Origin of the sequence: Bacillus sp. FSL K6-1338 (assembly GCF_038006965.1) — a bacterium.
GTDB classification, from domain to species: Bacteria; Bacillota; Bacilli; order Bacillales; family Bacillaceae_G; genus Bacillus_A; species Bacillus_A thuringiensis_S.
On the sequence record NZ_JBBOWI010000002.1, the window covers coordinates 258,726 to 277,959 of the forward strand.

Sequence of the window (19,234 nt, forward strand, 5' to 3'; positions counted from 1 at the left end):
TACATATCTCTGTCAACTTAGTATAGAGAAATAACCAAATTACAATAGTTTTTCCTGTTGGTAAAAATATAGAGGTGAGTAAATGGGAAATTATACTTCTTCAATCTTATATGATGTAGAGCCTTGTAAAAGTTCTGAACAGAATTGTATTGATGATGTAATTGCTACGTTAGCTAATTGGTTTAAGCGTAAACATTATTTAATGTACGCTAGATTATGGGATTTTGGTTTTTCTCCTGTCGATAATGGAAATCTAGGGGATGGTTTATATACAGAGTCTGGTTATTTTGTAAGTGATTTAGAAAAATATCATGGTATAAAAAGTACTATATTTGATACAGATTCATCCGATGAAGGATTTGAAATTATATTAGAACAATTATACTCGGGATTTCCTGTGGTGGTAACCATGAATGCATACTGGCTTCCTTGGGATGAGAATTATCTAAAAAATCATATTGTTCATTCATTTGTTATTGTAGGATATGAGCCCGAAGAAGACTGTTTAATTATTACCGATCCATATTTTATGGTTAAAAATGCACAACTTTCAACAGAACTTTTTTATAAGGGTTATCAAAAAGTAAGTACTTTAAAAGTTACTGAAGATGAAATCACAGACATACAATCGATTACAACCGATTTGTCAAATTGGATAAAACATATAAAAGATGAAAAACATATTTTTTCACAAATGCACCTTTTTGCTACGAAACTAATAAGTAGGTTTGATTTAAATAAAGAGACAGATGGATATTTAGACTTTAATGATGTTCCGTTATTCTCACATTTAGGTCAAGTTGTAGATGGCCGAGTAAAGTTTTCAAAAATGCTTTCGTTTCTTGGTGAGCGTTATCACTCGGACTTCCAAACTATCGCTGAATCTATGAAGACAGCAGCTGCCAATTGGGGAGTAATTCGTGGATCATTGATAAAAATGCACTTAACAAAATCAGTAACTAAAGAAGGAATAGTAAACATTTCAGATAAAATTCACCATGCTGCAGAATACGAGCAAAATTTAGCTGAACAAATAATGATATTTCTTTTTTCTGTTATAGAAGGTAATACAAAGAATGTAATTATAGATTCTTCTCCATCGATGGAGACTACTAATTATGTAAAACCACTCGATGATATGGAGAGAAAGCTAGTTGATATATGGAAAGAAGTTATAGGTAATCCTTGTATTGGTGTGGAAGATAATTTTTTCGCACTTGGTGGTCATTCCCTTCATGCTACTGTAATCAACGCTAAAATATGGAAAGAATTTAATGTGCAATTATCATTAGCAAATCTTTTTGAGTATCCAACAATAAGCACTTTAAGTCATTTTATTAAAAATTCAAAAGAAAATAGGTTGCAAGATATAGAAATAGTACCGGAATCTGAGGTATACCCGGTTTCATCGACTCAAAAAAGAATGATGTTATTACAAGAGATGGATGGGGCACAGATGACATACAATGTACCAAGTTGTTTTATTCTTAAAGGAATGGTGGACCGGAAAAGGATAGAATTAGTCTTTGAAAAGCTTATTAAACGCCATGAAATACTCAGAACACAGTTTGAGTGGCAGGGAGATCAGTTAGTACAGAGAGTATTAGAACAGGTAACATTTGAGCTAGAAATGATAAAGGTAGAGTATAAAGAATGGTTGCAACCATTTAATCTTTCTAAGGTTCCGTTAATGCGGGCTGGACTAAAGGAGTTAAAAGATAATAGTTATTTACTTGTAATTGACCTTCATCACATCATAACAGATGGCGTGTCTTTAAGTATATTTATGCATGATTTTAAGGCCCTATATGCTGGGGAAACATTGCCGGAAAATCGTTTGCAATATAAAGATTATGCTGTGTGGGAACAAAAATTATTATCTTCTAAAGAATTTGATATCCATGAGAAATACTGGGAAGAATTATTCTCAGGGGATATACCAGTTGTTGAATTACCATATGATCGAGGTCGACCACCTGTAAAGAGTTTTGAGGGTGAACAATATAATTTCCAAGTAAACAAGGAAATTACTCGGAAAATAAAAAAAATAGCACTAGAAACTGATACGACACCTTTTATGTTACTTATGGCTACCTTCACTATTTTTCTGTACAAGCATGGGGAACAAAAGGATGTCATTATAGGATCACCAGTTGCAGGTAGGCCGCATGCTGATCTGTTACCTCTTATGGGGTTGTTTGTAAATACAATTGCATTACGTTATCAAATAAATCCAGATCAATCTTTTATTAATCACTTGAAAAAAGTGAAAAACGATACGTTAGAAGCTTTCGAACATCAGGTGTATCCATTTGATCAGTTAGTGGAAAAATTAGATCTTTCTAGAGACTTAAGCCGAAGTGCTTTATTTGATGTCATGTTTGTATTACAAAATTCGGATGAAAAACATACAGTTGTGGATGGATTAGAAATTAGCACGGAAACAAACACAGATACACTAACAAGTAAGTTTGATTTAACTCTTATTGCTGAAGAAAATAAAGATATATATGAATTCGCTTTTGAATATGCTACATCTTTATTTGATAAATCAACAATAGTAGAATTTGGACGGCGATTTAACCTTCTATTAGAAGAAATAACAACTCATCCTAATGTTAGTCTAAAAGATATTCAAATGTTAACAAGTGAGGAAAAAGAACTTGTTTTATCTGCGACTCAGGAGAAAGAAAAAATAAAAATAGAGACTGATTTTAATTGGGATATAGGTTAATTGATTTCCCAGGTCTCAGAAGGAGTAATTACATGGATAATCATGAAAAAATACGTCAATACATTAAAAAAAATCTTATTATTTTTAATGCAGAGGAAACTATTGTTGCTAATGATGACAACATATTTGAAAAAGGTTATGTAAATTCGCTCTTTGCTATGCAAATGTTAAATTTCATAGAAACGGAGTTTGATATAGTAGTAGATAATGATGAACTTGATATTATTAACTTTTCTACTATTAATAATATGGTTGATCTAATTAACAAAAAGAAGAATGGGAATTTCACAGTATGAGTAATGCAGAAGAGATTCTGGGAGTAGTTGATGAGTTTGCGGAAAAGAAGCTTCGGCCTCGAGCAAGTGAGTTTGAAAGTAATGAAGAGCTTCCCTATGATGTGATACAAGAAATCTCAAGTTATGGTGTATTGGGTGCAACGATACCAAAAGAATATGGTGGGCTTTCTCTTGATTCTTTAGATTATGGTCGTCTTACTGAAATCATTGGTAAAGCTTGTAATTCGGTTCGTGAATTACTTACAGTTCATGTATCTTTAGTAGGGGAGTCAATTAAAAGGTGGGGGACTGAAGAGCAAAAGAGAAAATGGTTGCCTGAGATGGCAAAGGGGAACCTATTATTTTCATTTGCCCTAACTGAGCCAGAGGTTGGTTCTGATGCAAAAGCTGTTGGAACTTCTTATAAACAAGTTAATGATCATTTTATTCTTAATGGGCACAAAAAATGGATTTCTTTTGCTGACATTGCGGATTGTTTTTTAGTTTTTGCGTCTAGTGAGGGAAAAGTTAGCGCTTTTATTGTTGAACGGTCAATGACGGGTGTTTCTACAAATAAAATGAGTAAACTGTTAGCAAGTAATTCCTCGCATATAGCTGAGATTCATTTGCAAGATGTAAAGGTACCAGCTGAAAATTTGTTAGGACCAATTGGGGGTGGATGGAGTTATGTAGTTAACACAGCTCTTGATCATGGTAGATATAGTATTGCCTGGGCGGGAGTAGCCATTGCTCAAGAAGCACTAGAAGCAATGGTAGCTTATTCAAGAAGAAGAAAACAAGGAAATAAATATATATGTGAATATGAAGCAATTCAAACAATTTTAGCAGAAGCAAGTGTAAATATAAAAGCAGCTCGTTCGTTATGCCAAGAGGCTGGGAAAAAGCGTCAGGATAGACATACTGATGCTGTAATTGAAACAACCATTGCAAAATATTTTGCCTCAAAGATGGCTATGAAGGTAGCCACAGACGCTGTCCAAGTGTTTGGTGGAAACGGGTTTTCAAGAGAATATCCTGTTGAGCGTTTATTTAGGGAAGCAAAGGTTTTAGAAATTATTGAAGGTACCTCGCAGGTACTTCAGCCAATTATTGCGCAGCATGCACTTCACACTTGTTCTCAAAAGGGAGGACTTTTAAGAATATGATTTATGAATTGGTAAAAGAAAAGGATGAATTCAAACAAATATCACCACTTCTCGTTGATTATAAGAACCATCCAATACTTAATGGTATAGCTCATGGTTACAATAAGGGACATATTTATGTGGATAATCCTAATAACCCTAGATGTGCACTTGTATGGGCAGAACAAGAAATTTTTTATTTATTAGGTGATCCTACAAGTAATTTTGTTTCAAGGCTACCAACTTTTATTAAAGAAGTAATTGCACCTGAGGCTCAGCAGATAGGGGATGACTTTTTTCAGGTTGAATTATTACCCGAATCAAAATGGAAACAGGTTGTCGAGGAACAATTGCAAATGTTTATTCCTAAACCTTACACTCGAGTAACATTTACTTTTGATCCGGAGTCTTATAATAAGTTATCTAAACCTAATATGCCTGATGAGGTAACGGTGGAACGTATTACAATCGACATGTTATCAGATAAAAAGTTCGCAATGGTACGGGATGATATTGTTGATTTTTGGGAGTCAACTCAGGATTTCATCCGAAATGGATTTGGTTATGTAGTAATGGTACATGAACAAGTTGTAACTAGTTGCTTATCGGTTTTTGCAACAGATACTGATGTGGAAATTGGAATTAATACTTATGATTTATTCCAGCGAGGTAAAGGGTATGCTTGGTTGGCTGCAAGAGCATTCTTGGATGACTGTTTAAAACAAGGAAGAACACCACATTGGAAGACAGAGGATTTTCGTATTCCATCTATTAAACTAGCGGGAAAAGTTGGATTCACAAATCTTCAAACCTATACAGCTTATGTGTTTCCTTATAACGAATTAGATAATTTCGTTTTTACCGCATACCATCAACTAAGATACTATTCAGATTTTAATAAAGCTAGTGAGTTTGTACAAAAAGCTCGTACTATAGGAGATTTAAATGCATGGCATCACTTTTTACTTTCATGTGGTTATTCATTAATTGATAGAATCGATCTTTCGTTAAAGCATATGAATCTTGCACTGGATTTAGGATGGAATGATGTATCAGATATTCGCTATGTAGTTGATTTAGTGAATTTAAGAAAAACTGAAGAGGGACGAGCTTTATTAGATAGAGTTGAAGATAGCTTAAGATGAAAAAAAGGGAGATAAAAAGATGAATATTGTATTTATGTTTCCTGGCGTAGGATCCCATTATTCTGGAATGGGTAAGTACCTTTATGAAAACTTCCCTGTAGCACGTGAGATATTTGAAGAAGCAAGTGACACTCTAAAAATAGACATGGCTTCCCTTTGTATGGAGAAGATATACAAAGCTGACCTTGAAAAGTTACAAAATTCACAGACTGCTTTAGTAACAACTAGCATGGCAGCTTTTCGAGTTTTTGAACAGGAAATAGGCAATAAACCAGAGGCAATGATTGGATATTCTTTGGGAGAATATACAGCTCTATGTGCTTCTGGAGCAATTGCATTTTCAGATACCTTAAAATTAGTACAAGAACGTAGTACGATTTTGAGTAGCTATGCATTGACTATAGATGGAACTATGGCATGGGTTAACAATCTTCCTCCAAAAATTGTTGAAGGTATTTGTTCAGAATTGTTAACCAAGGGACAGGAAGTATATATATCGGCTTATGACACTCCAAATAAAACATCAATTTCTGGTACAAACTCTGCGGTTCAGTTAGCTTGTGAAATGGTAGTAGAGCATGGGGGAATTGCAATCCCCCTTAAATTAAGTGGGCCATTTCATTCTCCTATGATGCAACCTGCTGCTGAAAAATATAAGAGTGTACTAGAAAATATAGATATGAAACAGCCATTAGTACCTGTCATAGCGAATCATGATAGTTCAATGTATAAAGGTGTAGAAAATATAAGAGAAAACCTTTACTTACAATTAATAAAGTCTGTGAAATGGTTGGACATGATTCACTATCTAATGAATCAAGGGTCTATGAAAGCTATTGAAATGGGACCAAAGGAAGTCTTGAAGTATCTTCTGCAAGCTATTAACCCTGCTATATCGACATTTAATTATGAAAGGGAGAAAGATATCCTAAATACAAAAAATTCTTTTACATTACAAGAATCTGATTATGAAGAAGTTATATCAGGGTGTTTAACTGTAGTTGTAAGTACAAAAAATTATAATACAGATTTAAGTGATTATCAGAAAAAGGTAGTACTCCCATTTCAAAAGGTCCAAAGTCAATTGGAAGAAAAAATTAATTCGGGGTATTCAGTGGAGAAAAGTGATGTAGAAGAAGCAATCCAAATGATGAAAACAGCACTTACTGAAAAACAGATTAAAGAGAGAGAACAAAAACGTTACCTGCAAAGAGTTCTTCAATGTAAAAGTTTTTAGATATAAATTATAAATATATTAAGGGAGCGATGATGGATAAATGTTCAAGAAAATTGGTATTGTAGGTGCTGGAACAATGGGGATCGGCATGGCAGTAGATTTAGTACTGCATGGTCTAGAAACGGTATTAATTGATGTTACAGAAGAGCAGTTAGAAATAGCGGAAGAGAAAATATTAGAGACAGTTCGCTTTGCTCCTCTAATTAATAAAGCATTTCCTAGAATGCATAAGGAAGAAGTACTTTCGTTAATAAGTAGCTCTACTAATCTTGATGAAGTGGCTGAATGTGATTATATAGTAGAAAATGTTCCAGAAAACTGGCAAATTAAAGAGCCGATCTATAGAAGATTAGATGAGATATGTAAAAAGGATACAATTTTTGGAGTCAATACGTCTTGTATCTCAATAACAAAAGTAGGAGGAGTAACAAAGCGTCCAGATAAAATAATAGGAATGCATTTTATGAATCCGGTATATATGAAACCATCTATAGAAGTTATTAGAGGGTATTTAACTTCAGATGAAACGGTCGAAAAAGCTCAATCTTTCCTCAAACAATTAGATAAAGATGCAATTGTGGTTAATGATCAGACTGGGTTTGTTTCTAACCGTATCTCCCACTTATTCATGAATGAATCGGCTTGGGTCGTAATGGATGGTGTAGCAACACCTAAACAGGTAGACGATATATTTAAAAAATGCTTTGGACACACAATGGGTCCATTAGAAACAGCAGATTTAATTGGGTTAGATACAGTATTACATTCTTTGAATGTACTTTATGAGGAATATCAAGATCCAAAGTTTAGATGTTGTCCATTACTTAAAAAGATGGTGGATGCAGGTGAATGTGGTAGAAAGAGTGGTAAAGGTTTTTACGCTTATTAAAATTAAAAATTACAAATAGGGGTGTATAAAATGCAAGATAAAAATTTAGAACAAATTATTCATATGTATATTCAAGATCATGTAGGTATTGAATTTAATGATGATACTGAGATTTTTGAAGAAGGATTAGTTAATTCTTTATTTGCAATCCAATTGATGACTTTTCTTGAAAAAGAATTTGCCATAAAGGTAACTATGGATGACTTAGATATGGATAACTATAAGTCTGTAAATTCTATTGGTAATTTTATAAGAAATAAGCAAATGGTTCGGTAATGGACATGAAACAATACTTAGAGCCATCTCAATATAAAATGTATCAGAATTTTTCGGATTTTGTTTGTGAATATATAGAACCTCATGCTAATAGTTGGGAGATTGAACAAGGCATTCCATCAGACATAATAAAGACTTGTGCTAAAAATGGTTATTTAGGTGGAACACTTCCAGCGGAGTATGGTGGATTAGAATGGGATTATGTAACGTATGGGTTATTTACTGAAGCGATAGCAAGAGGTAGTGTCTCTCTTTCGGGATTATTTAATGTCCATACGATGGTAACAGAAACGATTTTAAAATGGGGAACAGAAAATCAGAAAAATCAGTGGTTACCATTACTTGCATCTGGTAATCAAATAGCTGCATTAGCTCTTACTGAACCTGGAGCAGGATCAGATTTAAATATGATTAAAACGAACTTCGATCAACACGGGGATAAATTAATCCTTAATGGAGTGAAGAAGTGGATCACTTTTGGTGCAGCTGCTGATGTGTTTTTGGTATTTGGAAAACTAAATGGTGAACAACCAATTGCCTGTTTAGTACCAAAAGATAGTGTGGGTGTAAATGTTACTCATATAAGAGACATGCTTGGATTTAAAGCTGCATATTTGGCAGAAATTGAATTCAATAATGTAGAAATACCTTTAGAAAATATCATTGGTAGACCAGGATTTGCTTTTACTTACCTTGCACCGTATGCTTTAGAATTTGGGCGTATTTCAATTGCCTTTGCTGCTCTTGGTGTATTACGTACTTGTTTAGAAATATGTGGGAATCATGTATTACATAGAAGTGCATTTGGTAACTCTCTAATTGATCATGGCATGATTTCACATATGATTACGGATATGGGAGTAGATTTAGAAGCTTCTATACTACTTAGTTTAGAAGCTTGTAAGGCCAAAAATGAGCATCGAGCTGATGCTACTGAAAAGATTATGATTGCAAAATATTTTGCATCGCGCTCAGGTACAAGGCATTCAACGAATGCTGTACAGATTATGGGAGCACTTGGTTGTAATGATAATTATTCAATATCAAGGTGCTTTAGAGATTCTAAAACAATGGAGATCGTTGAGGGGAGTAATCAGATTCATCAGCTATTACTTGGTAAGGGATTTGCTAAAAAAGCGAAACGTGCCATTGAAAAAATACCTGTAACAAAAGGAGTGATACAACCCGGATGAGTACATGTATACAGAAGCTGTTTGAAGAACAAGTAGTCCGTACGCCAGATGAGGTTGCTGTTATCTTTAAAAAAGAAACATTAACCTATAAGGAATTAAATGAAAAAAGTAACCAATTAGCTCGTCTTTTACGTGAAGGTGGAGTTGGTCCAGATACAGTTGTAGGTATTATGGTAGAGCGATCTATCGAAATGGTTGTCGGAATTTTCGGGATATTGAAAGCGGGCGGAGCATATCTTCCGCTTTCCCCGAATCATCCATCATCACGATTACAATTCATTATAGAAGATAGCGGTGCTAAATTAATACTTACGCAAAAGCAAATCCTACATCGTTTTCAAGATAGTTTGAAAGCTGATATGTTGGCTTTAGATTCGATTTCCTATGAAGGAAAGAGTCAAAATCTAGAGTGTATTAACAAACCCTCTGATCTTGTGTACGTAATATACACTTCCGGTTCAACCGGGAAACCTAAGGGTGTTATGATTGAGCATTCGGCCTTAATAAATCGAATTGAGTGGATGCAAGAGGCTTATCCAATTAGTTCAAAGGATACTATATTACAAAAGACCCCTTATACATTTGATGTATCCGTATGGGAGATGTTCTGGTGGGCCATAGTTGGAGCCAAAGTATGTATTCTTGCGCCGGGGATGGAGAAGTTTCCACAGGCTATTATTGAGACAACTGAAAGTAATGACGTGACAATCATGCATTTTGTACCATCTATGTTAAGTGCATTTTTACACTATCTTGATGTGACAGGTGAAACTAACCGAATAAAATCGTTGAAACAAGTATTTGTTAGTGGTGAGGCACTACTGTCTCAACATATAAACCGTTTTAACAAGCTGCTAAATTTCTCTAATGGTACACTTCTTACTAATCTGTACGGACCTACTGAAGCAACCATTGATGTGACTGCTTATGATTGTCCGACACATGAGATTACAGAAGGGAGCGTTCCAATAGGGCGACCAATTAAGAATATTGAGATGTTTGTTGTTGATAAATATGGTAATAAACTTCCGGAAGGCCATATAGGAGAATTATGTATCTCAGGTATAGGATTAGCACGTGGATATGTAAATAGGCCGCAATTAACGGCAGAAAAGTTTGTACAATATTCCCTTGATACCCGTATATATAAAACCGGTGACTTAGCTTTAATAAGATCGGATGGAAATATTGAGTTTCATGGAAGAATTGATTTTCAAGTTAAAGTTAATGGGCTTCGTATTGAGTTAGGAGAAATAGAATCGTGTTTAATGTCTTGTGAAGGAGTTTTACAATGTGCGGTAATTGTAAGACAAGAATCTGAGATGGTAGTTAAGTTAATAGCTTTCTATGAGTCAGAAAATGATATTGAGTTAGAGAGGTTAAAAAAATATCTACGCTTATTTTTACCAGATTATATGATACCTAACAGTTTTGTACGTGTAAATGAAATGCCATTAACGGATAGCGGAAAGATAGATAGAAAAGTACTTGCCTTATTAGGTTCCGATAAATATTCCCACCATACCACACTTGTAGGAGGTTCTGTTAATGAGGAAAGCAGTAAAGATTCATAAAGAAGATATTGAAGATGTAATCGCCCTTACACCAGTGCAGGAAGGTATTCTTTATCATTATTTGAAAGAACCCGAAGGAAAGCTATATCATGAAGAACTTCGACTTTGCTTAACTGGAAAAATTAATATTCCAAAGTTTGAAGAGGCGTGGAATTATGTAACGCGGGAAAATGAAATGCTGCGTACAATTTTTCGATGGGAAAAAGTTAAACAACCTGTACAACTTATACTAAAAGAGCATACTCCGAACATTATTTATAGTGATGGCAAAGTATCTAATGATACAGAAAGCTTTGATTTACAAACAGTTCCCTTTTCTATCGAACTGTGCCATTTGAACGAAGGCGAATATGAAATGGTTTTACGTCATCATCATATTTTGTTTGATGGTTGGAGTAATAGTATTATTTTACAAGAGTTTATTAAGGTATATCGAGAGTTAATAAAGGGAGATGTACCATCATCTATAAATAAAAAGAAATTTAAAGAATATATACTATGGCAACAAAAACAAGATAAATCAAAACAAAGGCTTTTTTGGGAACAATATTTAAATGGATTAATTGAACAAATAAATTTATCCAATAAAAATTCTAATCAACTAAAAAAAGCAAAAACATATGTAAAAGAGATAGATAAAGAGCGAAGTGATAGATTTCGAAGTTTTGCAAGTAATCAAGGTGTAACATTGGCTACATTATTCTATACAGCCTGGGGTCTATTATTACAAAGGTACAAAAATTCAGAGGACGTAATATTCGGTACAACAGTATCTGGGCGTTCAATTCCAATGCACGGTCTGAGTGAAATGGTAGGTTTATTTATAAATACACCACCACTTCGTGTAAGTGCTGATGGGAGAATGACTGTTTCAGATCTTTTACAAAGAATTCAAAGTGATGTCCAAAGAAGAACTGAATATGAAACGACTCCAATTGTTGATTTAAACGTGTCATTTGACACTATTATGGTAGTTGAGAATTATCCTCTTGATATAGAAAAGCTGAAAGAAATTGATGAAAGTGTAAGAATTTCAGGTTATGAAGTAAATGAAATGACCAACTATGATTTAACCGTCTCAATAGAGTGTTTCGATTCTATTAAACTTGCAATGATGTGGCCTGAAGATGTATTTGATGAATCCATTATTACCAGTATAACTAACCATTTTATACAGCTATTAGATTCAATGCTTTTAGATGAAGGACAACCAATACAAACTCTTAAAATGTTAGATGAGGCAGAAGAAAAGTTTTTGCTTCAAGGTGGTCAAAATCAAAGTGCTACATTCCCACACACAACACTTCATCAATTAATTGAGATGCAAGCTGAAAAGCATCCTGAGAGAGTGGCACTTATATTTGAGAATAGTGAGATGACTTATGGAGAGTTGAATGAGCGTGCGGATAAAGTGGCATTTGCTCTTCTAAAAGAAGGTGTAACTTTAGATTCTCCAGTAGCTGTAATGTTGGATTACTCATTTAATATGATTATCTCTCTACTTGGTATTTTAAAAGCAGGTGGGGCTTATGTTCCAATCGATCCTGATTATCCTCAGGAACGAATTGATTTTATTCTTCAAGATAGTGGTTCGAATGTAATAATAACCTCAAATTTATTTGAGGATAAAGTTAAATTTGATAGCACAAAGCTTTTTATTGAAGAACTCAATGAGACACCTATGCAAGATTTCGAGAGAGTAGATGTTGCCCCAAATAATTTAGCATATGTCATTTATACTTCTGGAACAACAGGACGTCCTAAAGGGGTTATGATTGAACATAGTAATGTAATACAACTTGTCATGCATCAACCAAATAGTTTTAAATTCTCTAGTGATGATGTGTGGTTACTATTTCATTCTTTCTGTTTTGATATGTCAGTTTGGGAGATATTTGGATCACTTACTTATGGTGGACGTCTTGTCCTGGCAACAAAAGAAACAATCCGTGATACGTATAAACTTGCCCAGTTGATTGCAGATGAGGGAGTAACGGTATTGAATCAAACTCCATCTGCATTCTATGTTTTTCAACAAGTAGTTGAAGAGATGCCTAAACTTGCTTTTAAAATTAGGTTAATTACATTTGGAGGGGAAATGCTGAAGCCAGGTTTACTGCAAAGTTGGTTTAAGCGTTCACCTAATACGGTCATAGTAAATATGTATGGAATAACTGAGACGACAGTACATGTTACTTATAAGGAAATTGGAGAAAAAGAAATGCACAGTAATCTTAGTGCTATAGGCGTGCCTCTTCCTACGTATTCGTGCTATGTATTTGACAAACATATGAATCCTACACCTAAGGGAATGCAAGGGGAACTTTATGTTGGAGGGTATGGAGTTGCGCGGGGATATCTAAATCGTCCTGAACTAAACAGTGAACGTTTTATACAGAATCCTTATAATCCAAGTGAAAGATTATATAGATCAGGAGATTTAGTCCGTATTCTTGAAAATGGCGAAATGGAGTATATAGGTCGTAGTGATCATCAAGTGAAGATACGTGGTTATCGAATTGAAACAGGAGAAATAGAACATCATTTACAACAGCATGCGGATGTGAAGGAAGCGGTAGTTTTATCTATTGCTTTTGGAGAGGAACAAGAACTGTGTGCTTATATACTAACTGATCAAGATATATCTCAAAATGAATTACGTTATTATCTTACTGACAAAATACCTTCGTATATGATACCTATGTATTTTGTACTTTTAAGTGAAATGCCATTAACTACGAATGGAAAAGTTAATCGTCGTGCTTTACCTAAGCCTACTAAGTTAGTACAACCAAATGATTTACTAGATGAGCTTGAAACAACGGTAGCTGATGTTTGGAAGGAAGTTTTGGGGGTAGAAAAAGTAGGGTTGTATGATAATTTCTTTGATGTTGGAGGGAACTCCTTAAAAATGGTTCGATTGTTTTCTCGTTTACGAAGCAAGTTTGAAAAAGAACTTACAATGCCTATGTTATTCCGATACCCAACGGTTCATGATCAAGCTTCCTACTTTAGAAGTGATAATGCTATGGAACACCAACCTGAAGAAGTTAAGAAAGAAAATCTTTTATCTATGAATAAAAATGATGTAGCAGTGGTTGGTATGGCGGTTCGTATGCCAGGCGCTTCTAATCTTAAGCAATTCTGGTCAAATTTAGAACAAGGGATAGAATCCATTCGAACATTTACAGATGAAGAGCTTAGTGAGATGGGCATACCAAAAGAAGTGATTCAAAAGCCTAATTATATAAAATCTAAAGGGTATTTAGAAGATGTAGATGCATTTGATAATGAATTTTTTGATTACAGTCTAAAAGAAGCTGAAATGATGGATCCACAACTGCGTATACTTCATGAATGCGCATGGGAAGCACTAGAACAAGCAGGTGAGGTTAATTCTTCTCATATGAATACAGGAGTTTATGTTGGAGGATCACCAAATTTCCACTGGCTTCGTTCTATTGCTAGTGAATCTTCTAATACATTAGAAGATTTCCAAGCAATGTTGTTAAACGAAAAAGATTTCTTTGCTACTCGATTGGCTTATAAATTAAATCTAAAAGGACCAGCGATTACAGTACAAACTGCTTGTTCTACCTCCTTAGTTGCTATTCAAAACGCATGGGCAGATCTTATCGATGGACGATGCGATATAGCTTTGGCCGGGGGAGTAAGTATAACTTATCCAACAAAAACAGGATATTTATATGAAGATGGTATGATTTTCTCACCAGATGGTCATTGTCGAGCTTTTGATAAGGATGCTCAAGGAACAGTGGGTGGAAATGGTGCTGGAATTGTAGTACTGAAAAGGTTGGAGGACGCTCTTCGAGATGGAAATTTAATACATGGAGTTATTAAAGGAGCTGCAGTAAACAATGATGGGTCCAATAAGGCTGGATTTACAGCGCCAGGGGTTGATGGACAAGCTGCTGTTATAAAATCGGCTCATGAAATAGCTGGTGTTAAGCCTGAAGAAATCTCATATATAGAAACTCATGGGACTGGTACGCAACTAGGTGATCCTATAGAAGTAGAAGCATTGAAGTTAGCTTTTGGTAAGCAAGAACCAGGTAGAGTTTTAATTGGATCAGTGAAGACGAACATTGGACATTTAGATGCTGCAGCAGGAGTTGGAGGATTTATAAAGACGGTCTTAGCTTTGAAAAACAAGAAAATTCCGCCGAGCCTTCATTATAATAACCCAAACCCTAGCATTGATTTTGGAAAAAATCCGTTTCGTGTAAATACGGAACTTATCCCATGGAAAGAAGAGGTAAGAAGAGCAGGTGTTAGTTCGTTTGGGATGGGTGGAACTAATGCACATATAGTGTTAGAGTCTGTTCCTGACAATGCTAAGAATTTTGAAAAACAATCTTGGAACTTATTAACTGTTTCAGCAAAAACAGAGGAATCCTTAGATAAAGCTACTAACGGTCTATTATTGCATTTGAAGGAGAATCCAGAGATATCACTATCTGATACAGCTTATACATTACAAAAAGGTCGTCGTGAATTTCCATATAGAACTGCTGTAGTTGCTAATGGATTAGAGGATGCCATAGAAAAACTTGGTGATACGGGACTAGAGAAAACAAACGCAATGGAGAGTAGACCTTTAGCCTTTCTTTTTTCAGGTCAAGGATCACAGTATATCAATATGGGTAGAGATTTATATGAAAATGAACCTGTATTTCGTGAACACGTTGATCAAGGTTTAGCCTTACTCTCAAATTGGTTAGATATAGACATGAAAAATATTTTGTATCCTACAAAGGAGACAGAGGATAAAGCAACTGAACAGTTAAATAGAACTTCAATGACGCAACCTCTACTATTCACTATTGAATATGCATTAGCCAAGCTTCTAATGAATTGGGGAGTTTATCCAAGGGTCATGTTTGGCCATAGTATTGGTGAGTTTGTAGCAGCTTGTTTAGCAGAAGTAATGTCTTATGAAGATGCATTACATTTAGTAATGATTAGAGGGAAGTTAATGAATAGCGTACCAGAAGGCGCTATGCTAAGTGTAAATTTATCTGTTGAAGAATTAAAAACCTATATAACAGAGGATGTAGATATAGCAGCTATAAATTCCTCTCAACATTCAGTAATTTCTGGTACTGTACTTTCAATCAATAAGATTGAGGAATTACTTTTAAATCATGGAGTAAAGACAACGCGTCTATTTACTTCGCATGCTTTCCATTCTCGAATGATGGATGAAGTTCTAGATGCATTTGAGCAAGCTGTAGGAAATATAAAATTATCAAGTCCTAAAATACCTTATATATCTAATGTTACAGGTGAAATGATTACAGCAAATCAAGCCACATCACCTTCTTATTGGGCACAGCATCTACGAAGTACTGTTCAATTTTCAAAGGGATTATCTGAAATTTTTCATTTGAAAAATGTAATTTGCCTTGAGATTGGCCCAGGTAATGCATTATCAACTTTTGTATTAAAACATTTAAATAGAAGTAAAGATCAATTGGCTTTAAACATGTTACGTCATCCTCTGGATAAATCAAATGACTTCGAGCATTTATGCAAGCAAATGGGACGGTTATGGATGCAAGGTGGAACTATAAATTGGAATACTTTTAATAACAGTGAGAATAAAAGGTTATTAGATTTACCAACGTATCCTTTCATGAAAAAACGATTTAAAGCTGATCCATTTTTTAATACTCAATCTCAGAGTTTAACTCAGGAAACAAGAGGCCATAATAAACAGGCTAATATTAAAGACTGGTTTTATTTGCCTTCTTGGGAACGCAAAACATTAAAATCTATACAAATAAAGAAAGAACAAAAATATAAATGGCTTATTTTCAATGATCATCTAAATCGATTCAATCGACTGATAGAAAAATTAAAAAGAGAAGGTCATGATGTAATTGAAGTTAAAACAGGTGGTATTTTCTCTGAAAAATCCGACGGTTTATATACGATATGTCCATCTCAAAAAATGCATTATGAAATGCTATTTTCAGAATTAGAACAAAAAGATTTATTACCAAATAAGATTATACATGCTTGGAGCTTTAATCCAGTTAATGAGGTTATTCTCGATCAAGAGAGAATTGAACGATCAATGGATGAAGGATATTATTCGTTACTTTATATTGCACAAGCAATTGGGAAAATTAATTATGAGGGAGCATTACAGTTAAACATTTTTACTGACCGTATGTTTGAAGTTACAGGTACAGAGCTGAACTTAAAGCCAGAACAAGCTACAATTCTAGGCTTTTCAAAAATATGCAATCTTGAGTTTCAAAATATAAAATGTCGTACCATTGATATGGATACAGATTCTCAACAAATGTTTGAAGAAGCGGGTTTAATGGAGAGTTTTGTGGATTCTACTGATATAGTTATAGCTTATCGAGGACGTCATCGATGGGCGCAAACGATTATTCAAAGTCCTTTTGAGGAAGAAGATGTAGAAATTGATAGATTACGAGAGAGTGGCGTCTATCTAATTACTGGTGGACTTGGTGGAATTGGATTTGAAATTGCAAAAGATTTAGCTAATAGAGTACCAAATGTCAAACTTATATTGATTGGCCGCTCAGAGTTCCCACCTCGTAATCAATGGGAACAGTACCTAGAAAATAAAGACGAGCGTGTAAGCCGAGTTATTTCTGATTTGTTGACAATGGAGTCTCAAGGTGCAGAATACATGATCCTAAGTGCTGATGTTTCCAATCAAGATGATATGAAACAGGCAATTGAAAAGGCTAAATCTCGTTTTGGTTCTATTAATGGCGTAATTCATGCAGCAGGTGTTGCTGATTATCTAGGTATTATGATGAATCGGGAAAAAGAATCTAATAATAAAATTTTAGCTCCGAAAATTAAAGGTACACTAGTGCTCGATGCTTTATTAAAAGATGAACCAATTGATTTCTTCGTATTATGTTCATCAATTGGTAATGTGGCGTATCATATGAAATTTGGTCAGAGTGGTTATAATGCAGCGAATGAATTTTTAGATGCATTTGCGTTTTATAAGCGGGCTCATGATGGAGTGTTCACTGTAGCTATTAACTGGCCAGATTGGCAAGAGGTGGGTATGTCACTTAAGTCTGCTGAAATATGGGCAAAGCAATTTAATATGGATATGGAAAGTGTATTACATGATGGTGTAACTGTAGAAGAGGGCTTAAAGGTATTCCGTAGTATTATCAATAGAAATCAACAACAAGTTGTGGTTTCTCCAATAGATTTACATTGGAAACTTTTAAATGGTGCCAACTATTATAATGAACTATTGGAAAAAGGAAGTAAGAATAGATTAAAGCAGAATCGTTCAGATGTTTCAACAACATATAGACCACCAACTAATGAAATTGAACAACAATTATACGAATTATTAAAAGATATGTTTGGAATCGAAGAAATAGGAATCTACGATAATTTCTTCGATCTAGGAATGAGTTCTTTAGATCTTGTTCGTATTAATGTGAAATTAAAAGAGGCCTTTAAACGAGACTTACCTATAGTTGTTCTTTATGAGCATACGTCAATTAAATCTCTTGCTAAATATTTAAGTAATCAAGAAGTAAATAACAATTTAACAAATAAAAAAGAGCTATTGAAAGCGAAATCGGTTATGGAAAATACATTATCTGCTTTAAAAAGTAGAAAGTAGTAAAGGGAGGGGAACAACATGATTAATAAAGAAGTAGTTCCGTCAAAAGTTGAGTTTTGCTGGGGATTACCTGTTATTCCAACACCACAAACAAAAGAACTTCTAGAGGAATATGTTAATCAAGCTAAAAGAGCTGAGAATAATAACTTTGACTCGGTATTGGTTTCGATTGCACCAACATCTGTTGATCCAATGATAGCAGCGTCTATGATTGGAATGAATACGGAGTTTGTAAAGATTTTGGTTGCGCAAAATACAAACCAGATGCTTCCTACCGTAACAGCAAAAGCATTGAATACTTTAAATAGTTTAATTGGTAATCGTGCAGATATTAACATTGTAACTGGAAGTGCCTCGCTTGTCCTTGCGCGTGATGGATTACCAGAACCGCACCATGTTCGATATGCTAGGACAAAAGAATATATTGAGCTGTTACAACAATTAAGACGAGGAGTAACTAGCTATAAAGGTGAGTTTTATCAAGTAGAAAATACTGATATTTATCCAAAGGAAGATCTCTCTCGAAGTGCCCGCTACTTTGTAGCGGGGTCCTCCGAGGAGGCAATGAGAGTAGCTGCAGAGTATGGTGATGCTTATATACTTTATGCAACAGACCGCAAAAGTCTTAGAGAACACTATCAAACAGTTAATAATTACGCTAAGCAATATGGGCGCGAGAAAATTCCAGGTGCTATTTTAGTAGACATCATTGCTCGTGAGACTTCAGAAGAAGCATATGAAGAGGCATATGAATTACTTGAGAGAACACCAGCAGCCTTAAAGAGAATGACTAAGCTATTTTTAGATAATGCAGATTCTGTTGGACTTCGCCGATACAAAGATTTAATTACAAAAGATAGTATGTGGATAGATGATCATCTTTGGGGAGGTCTAAGTTTAGTTAACCCATCTAATTCAATTTCTATAGTTGGTAGCTATGAGGAAGTCATCTCGACGTTAACTGATTTTTGGGAAATAGGGGCAAATTATTTTCTTATTACTTCTCAGATTAGTGAGCATGAAATTGAACGTATTGGTCAAAATGTTGTGCAACCATTTAAAAAGAAAATTGAAAAGTTAATCCAAGTTAACTAAAAGAGGGC

Annotated in this window: 11 protein-coding genes; all 11 read left to right on the top strand. The window is 34.6% G+C overall.

Going from position 1 to position 19,234, the window contains the following annotated elements; translation table 11 throughout:
* Positions 1 to 82 precede the first annotated feature (82 nt).
* Genes NZ044_RS28200 through NZ044_RS28250 form a run of 11 tightly spaced genes read left to right on the top strand, consistent with a single transcriptional unit; the run spans position 83 to position 19,226 of the window.
* Entirely contained in the window at positions 83 to 2,734 is a 2,652-nt protein-coding gene (locus NZ044_RS28200) for a condensation domain-containing protein (protein ID WP_340950127.1), read from the top strand.
* Between the two features lie 32 nt (positions 2,735 to 2,766).
* Positions 2,767 to 3,030, top strand: coding sequence for an acyl carrier protein (locus tag NZ044_RS28205; protein WP_000368639.1), 264 nt, complete (start codon positions 2,767 to 2,769; stop codon positions 3,028 to 3,030).
* A complete protein-coding gene (locus NZ044_RS28210; RefSeq protein ID WP_000063355.1) occupies positions 3,027 to 4,175 on the top strand; it encodes an acyl-CoA dehydrogenase family protein in 1,149 nt (382 codons plus the stop codon). Before NZ044_RS28205 ends, NZ044_RS28210 begins: the two co-directional genes overlap by 4 nt.
* Positions 4,172 to 5,299: a GNAT family N-acetyltransferase gene (locus NZ044_RS28215; protein WP_016078368.1), complete on the top strand. Its 1,128-nt coding sequence runs from the start codon at positions 4,172 to 4,174 to the stop codon at positions 5,297 to 5,299. The genes NZ044_RS28210 and NZ044_RS28215 overlap by 4 nt, the downstream gene beginning before the upstream one ends.
* Positions 5,300 to 5,318: 19 nt before the next feature.
* Positions 5,319 to 6,536 carry an ACP S-malonyltransferase gene (locus tag NZ044_RS28220; protein ID WP_340950128.1) on the top strand — a complete coding sequence of 406 codons (1,218 nt, stop codon included), beginning with the start codon at positions 5,319 to 5,321 and terminating at the stop codon, positions 6,534 to 6,536.
* A gap of 40 nt (positions 6,537 to 6,576) precedes the next feature.
* On the top strand, positions 6,577 to 7,425 hold the full coding sequence (locus tag NZ044_RS28225; protein WP_000473347.1) for a 3-hydroxyacyl-CoA dehydrogenase family protein: 849 nt from the start codon (positions 6,577 to 6,579) through the stop codon (positions 7,423 to 7,425).
* A gap of 30 nt (positions 7,426 to 7,455) precedes the next feature.
* Positions 7,456 to 7,701, top strand: coding sequence for an acyl carrier protein (locus NZ044_RS28230; protein WP_001152970.1), 246 nt, complete (start codon positions 7,456 to 7,458; stop codon positions 7,699 to 7,701).
* On the top strand, positions 7,701 to 8,894 hold the full coding sequence (locus NZ044_RS28235; RefSeq protein ID WP_340950129.1) for an acyl-CoA dehydrogenase family protein: 1,194 nt from the start codon (positions 7,701 to 7,703) through the stop codon (positions 8,892 to 8,894). The genes NZ044_RS28230 and NZ044_RS28235 overlap by 1 nt, the downstream gene beginning before the upstream one ends.
* Positions 8,891 to 10,468 (top strand): zwittermicin A synthase ZmaJ, encoded by a 1,578-nt coding sequence (gene zmaJ, locus NZ044_RS28240; RefSeq protein WP_098578151.1) that lies wholly within the window; start codon positions 8,891 to 8,893, stop codon positions 10,466 to 10,468. The genes NZ044_RS28235 and zmaJ overlap by 4 nt, the downstream gene beginning before the upstream one ends.
* Positions 10,443 to 18,131 (top strand): non-ribosomal peptide synthetase/type I polyketide synthase, encoded by a 7,689-nt coding sequence (locus NZ044_RS28245; protein WP_340950130.1) that lies wholly within the window; start codon positions 10,443 to 10,445, stop codon positions 18,129 to 18,131. Before zmaJ ends, NZ044_RS28245 begins: the two co-directional genes overlap by 26 nt.
* 18 nt (positions 18,132 to 18,149) lie before the next feature.
* Positions 18,150 to 19,226, top strand: a complete 1,077-nt coding sequence (locus tag NZ044_RS28250; protein WP_016078374.1) for an LLM class flavin-dependent oxidoreductase — start codon at positions 18,150 to 18,152, stop codon at positions 19,224 to 19,226.
* The last annotated feature ends 8 nt before the right edge of the window (positions 19,227 to 19,234 follow it).

Excerpts from the sequence above, each read along its gene's own strand:
- NZ044_RS28245 (WP_340950130.1), top strand. The coding sequence starts at position 10,443 with ATGAGGAAAGCAGTAAAGATTCATAAAGAAGATATTGAAGATGTAATC.
- zmaJ (WP_098578151.1), top strand. The coding sequence starts at position 8,891 with ATGAGTACATGTATACAGAAGCTGTTTGAAGAACAAGTAGTCCGTACG.
- NZ044_RS28215 (WP_016078368.1), top strand. The coding sequence starts at position 4,172 with ATGATTTATGAATTGGTAAAAGAAAAGGATGAATTCAAACAAATATCA.
- NZ044_RS28205 (WP_000368639.1), top strand. The coding sequence starts at position 2,767 with ATGGATAATCATGAAAAAATACGTCAATACATTAAAAAAAATCTTATT.
- NZ044_RS28235 (WP_340950129.1), top strand. The coding sequence starts at position 7,701 with ATGGACATGAAACAATACTTAGAGCCATCTCAATATAAAATGTATCAG.
- NZ044_RS28220 (WP_340950128.1), top strand. The coding sequence starts at position 5,319 with ATGAATATTGTATTTATGTTTCCTGGCGTAGGATCCCATTATTCTGGA.
- NZ044_RS28225 (WP_000473347.1), top strand. The coding sequence starts at position 6,577 with ATGTTCAAGAAAATTGGTATTGTAGGTGCTGGAACAATGGGGATCGGC.
- NZ044_RS28250 (WP_016078374.1), top strand. The coding sequence starts at position 18,150 with ATGATTAATAAAGAAGTAGTTCCGTCAAAAGTTGAGTTTTGCTGGGGA.
- NZ044_RS28230 (WP_001152970.1), top strand. The coding sequence starts at position 7,456 with ATGCAAGATAAAAATTTAGAACAAATTATTCATATGTATATTCAAGAT.
- NZ044_RS28200 (WP_340950127.1), top strand. The coding sequence starts at position 83 with ATGGGAAATTATACTTCTTCAATCTTATATGATGTAGAGCCTTGTAAA.
- NZ044_RS28210 (WP_000063355.1), top strand. The coding sequence starts at position 3,027 with ATGAGTAATGCAGAAGAGATTCTGGGAGTAGTTGATGAGTTTGCGGAA.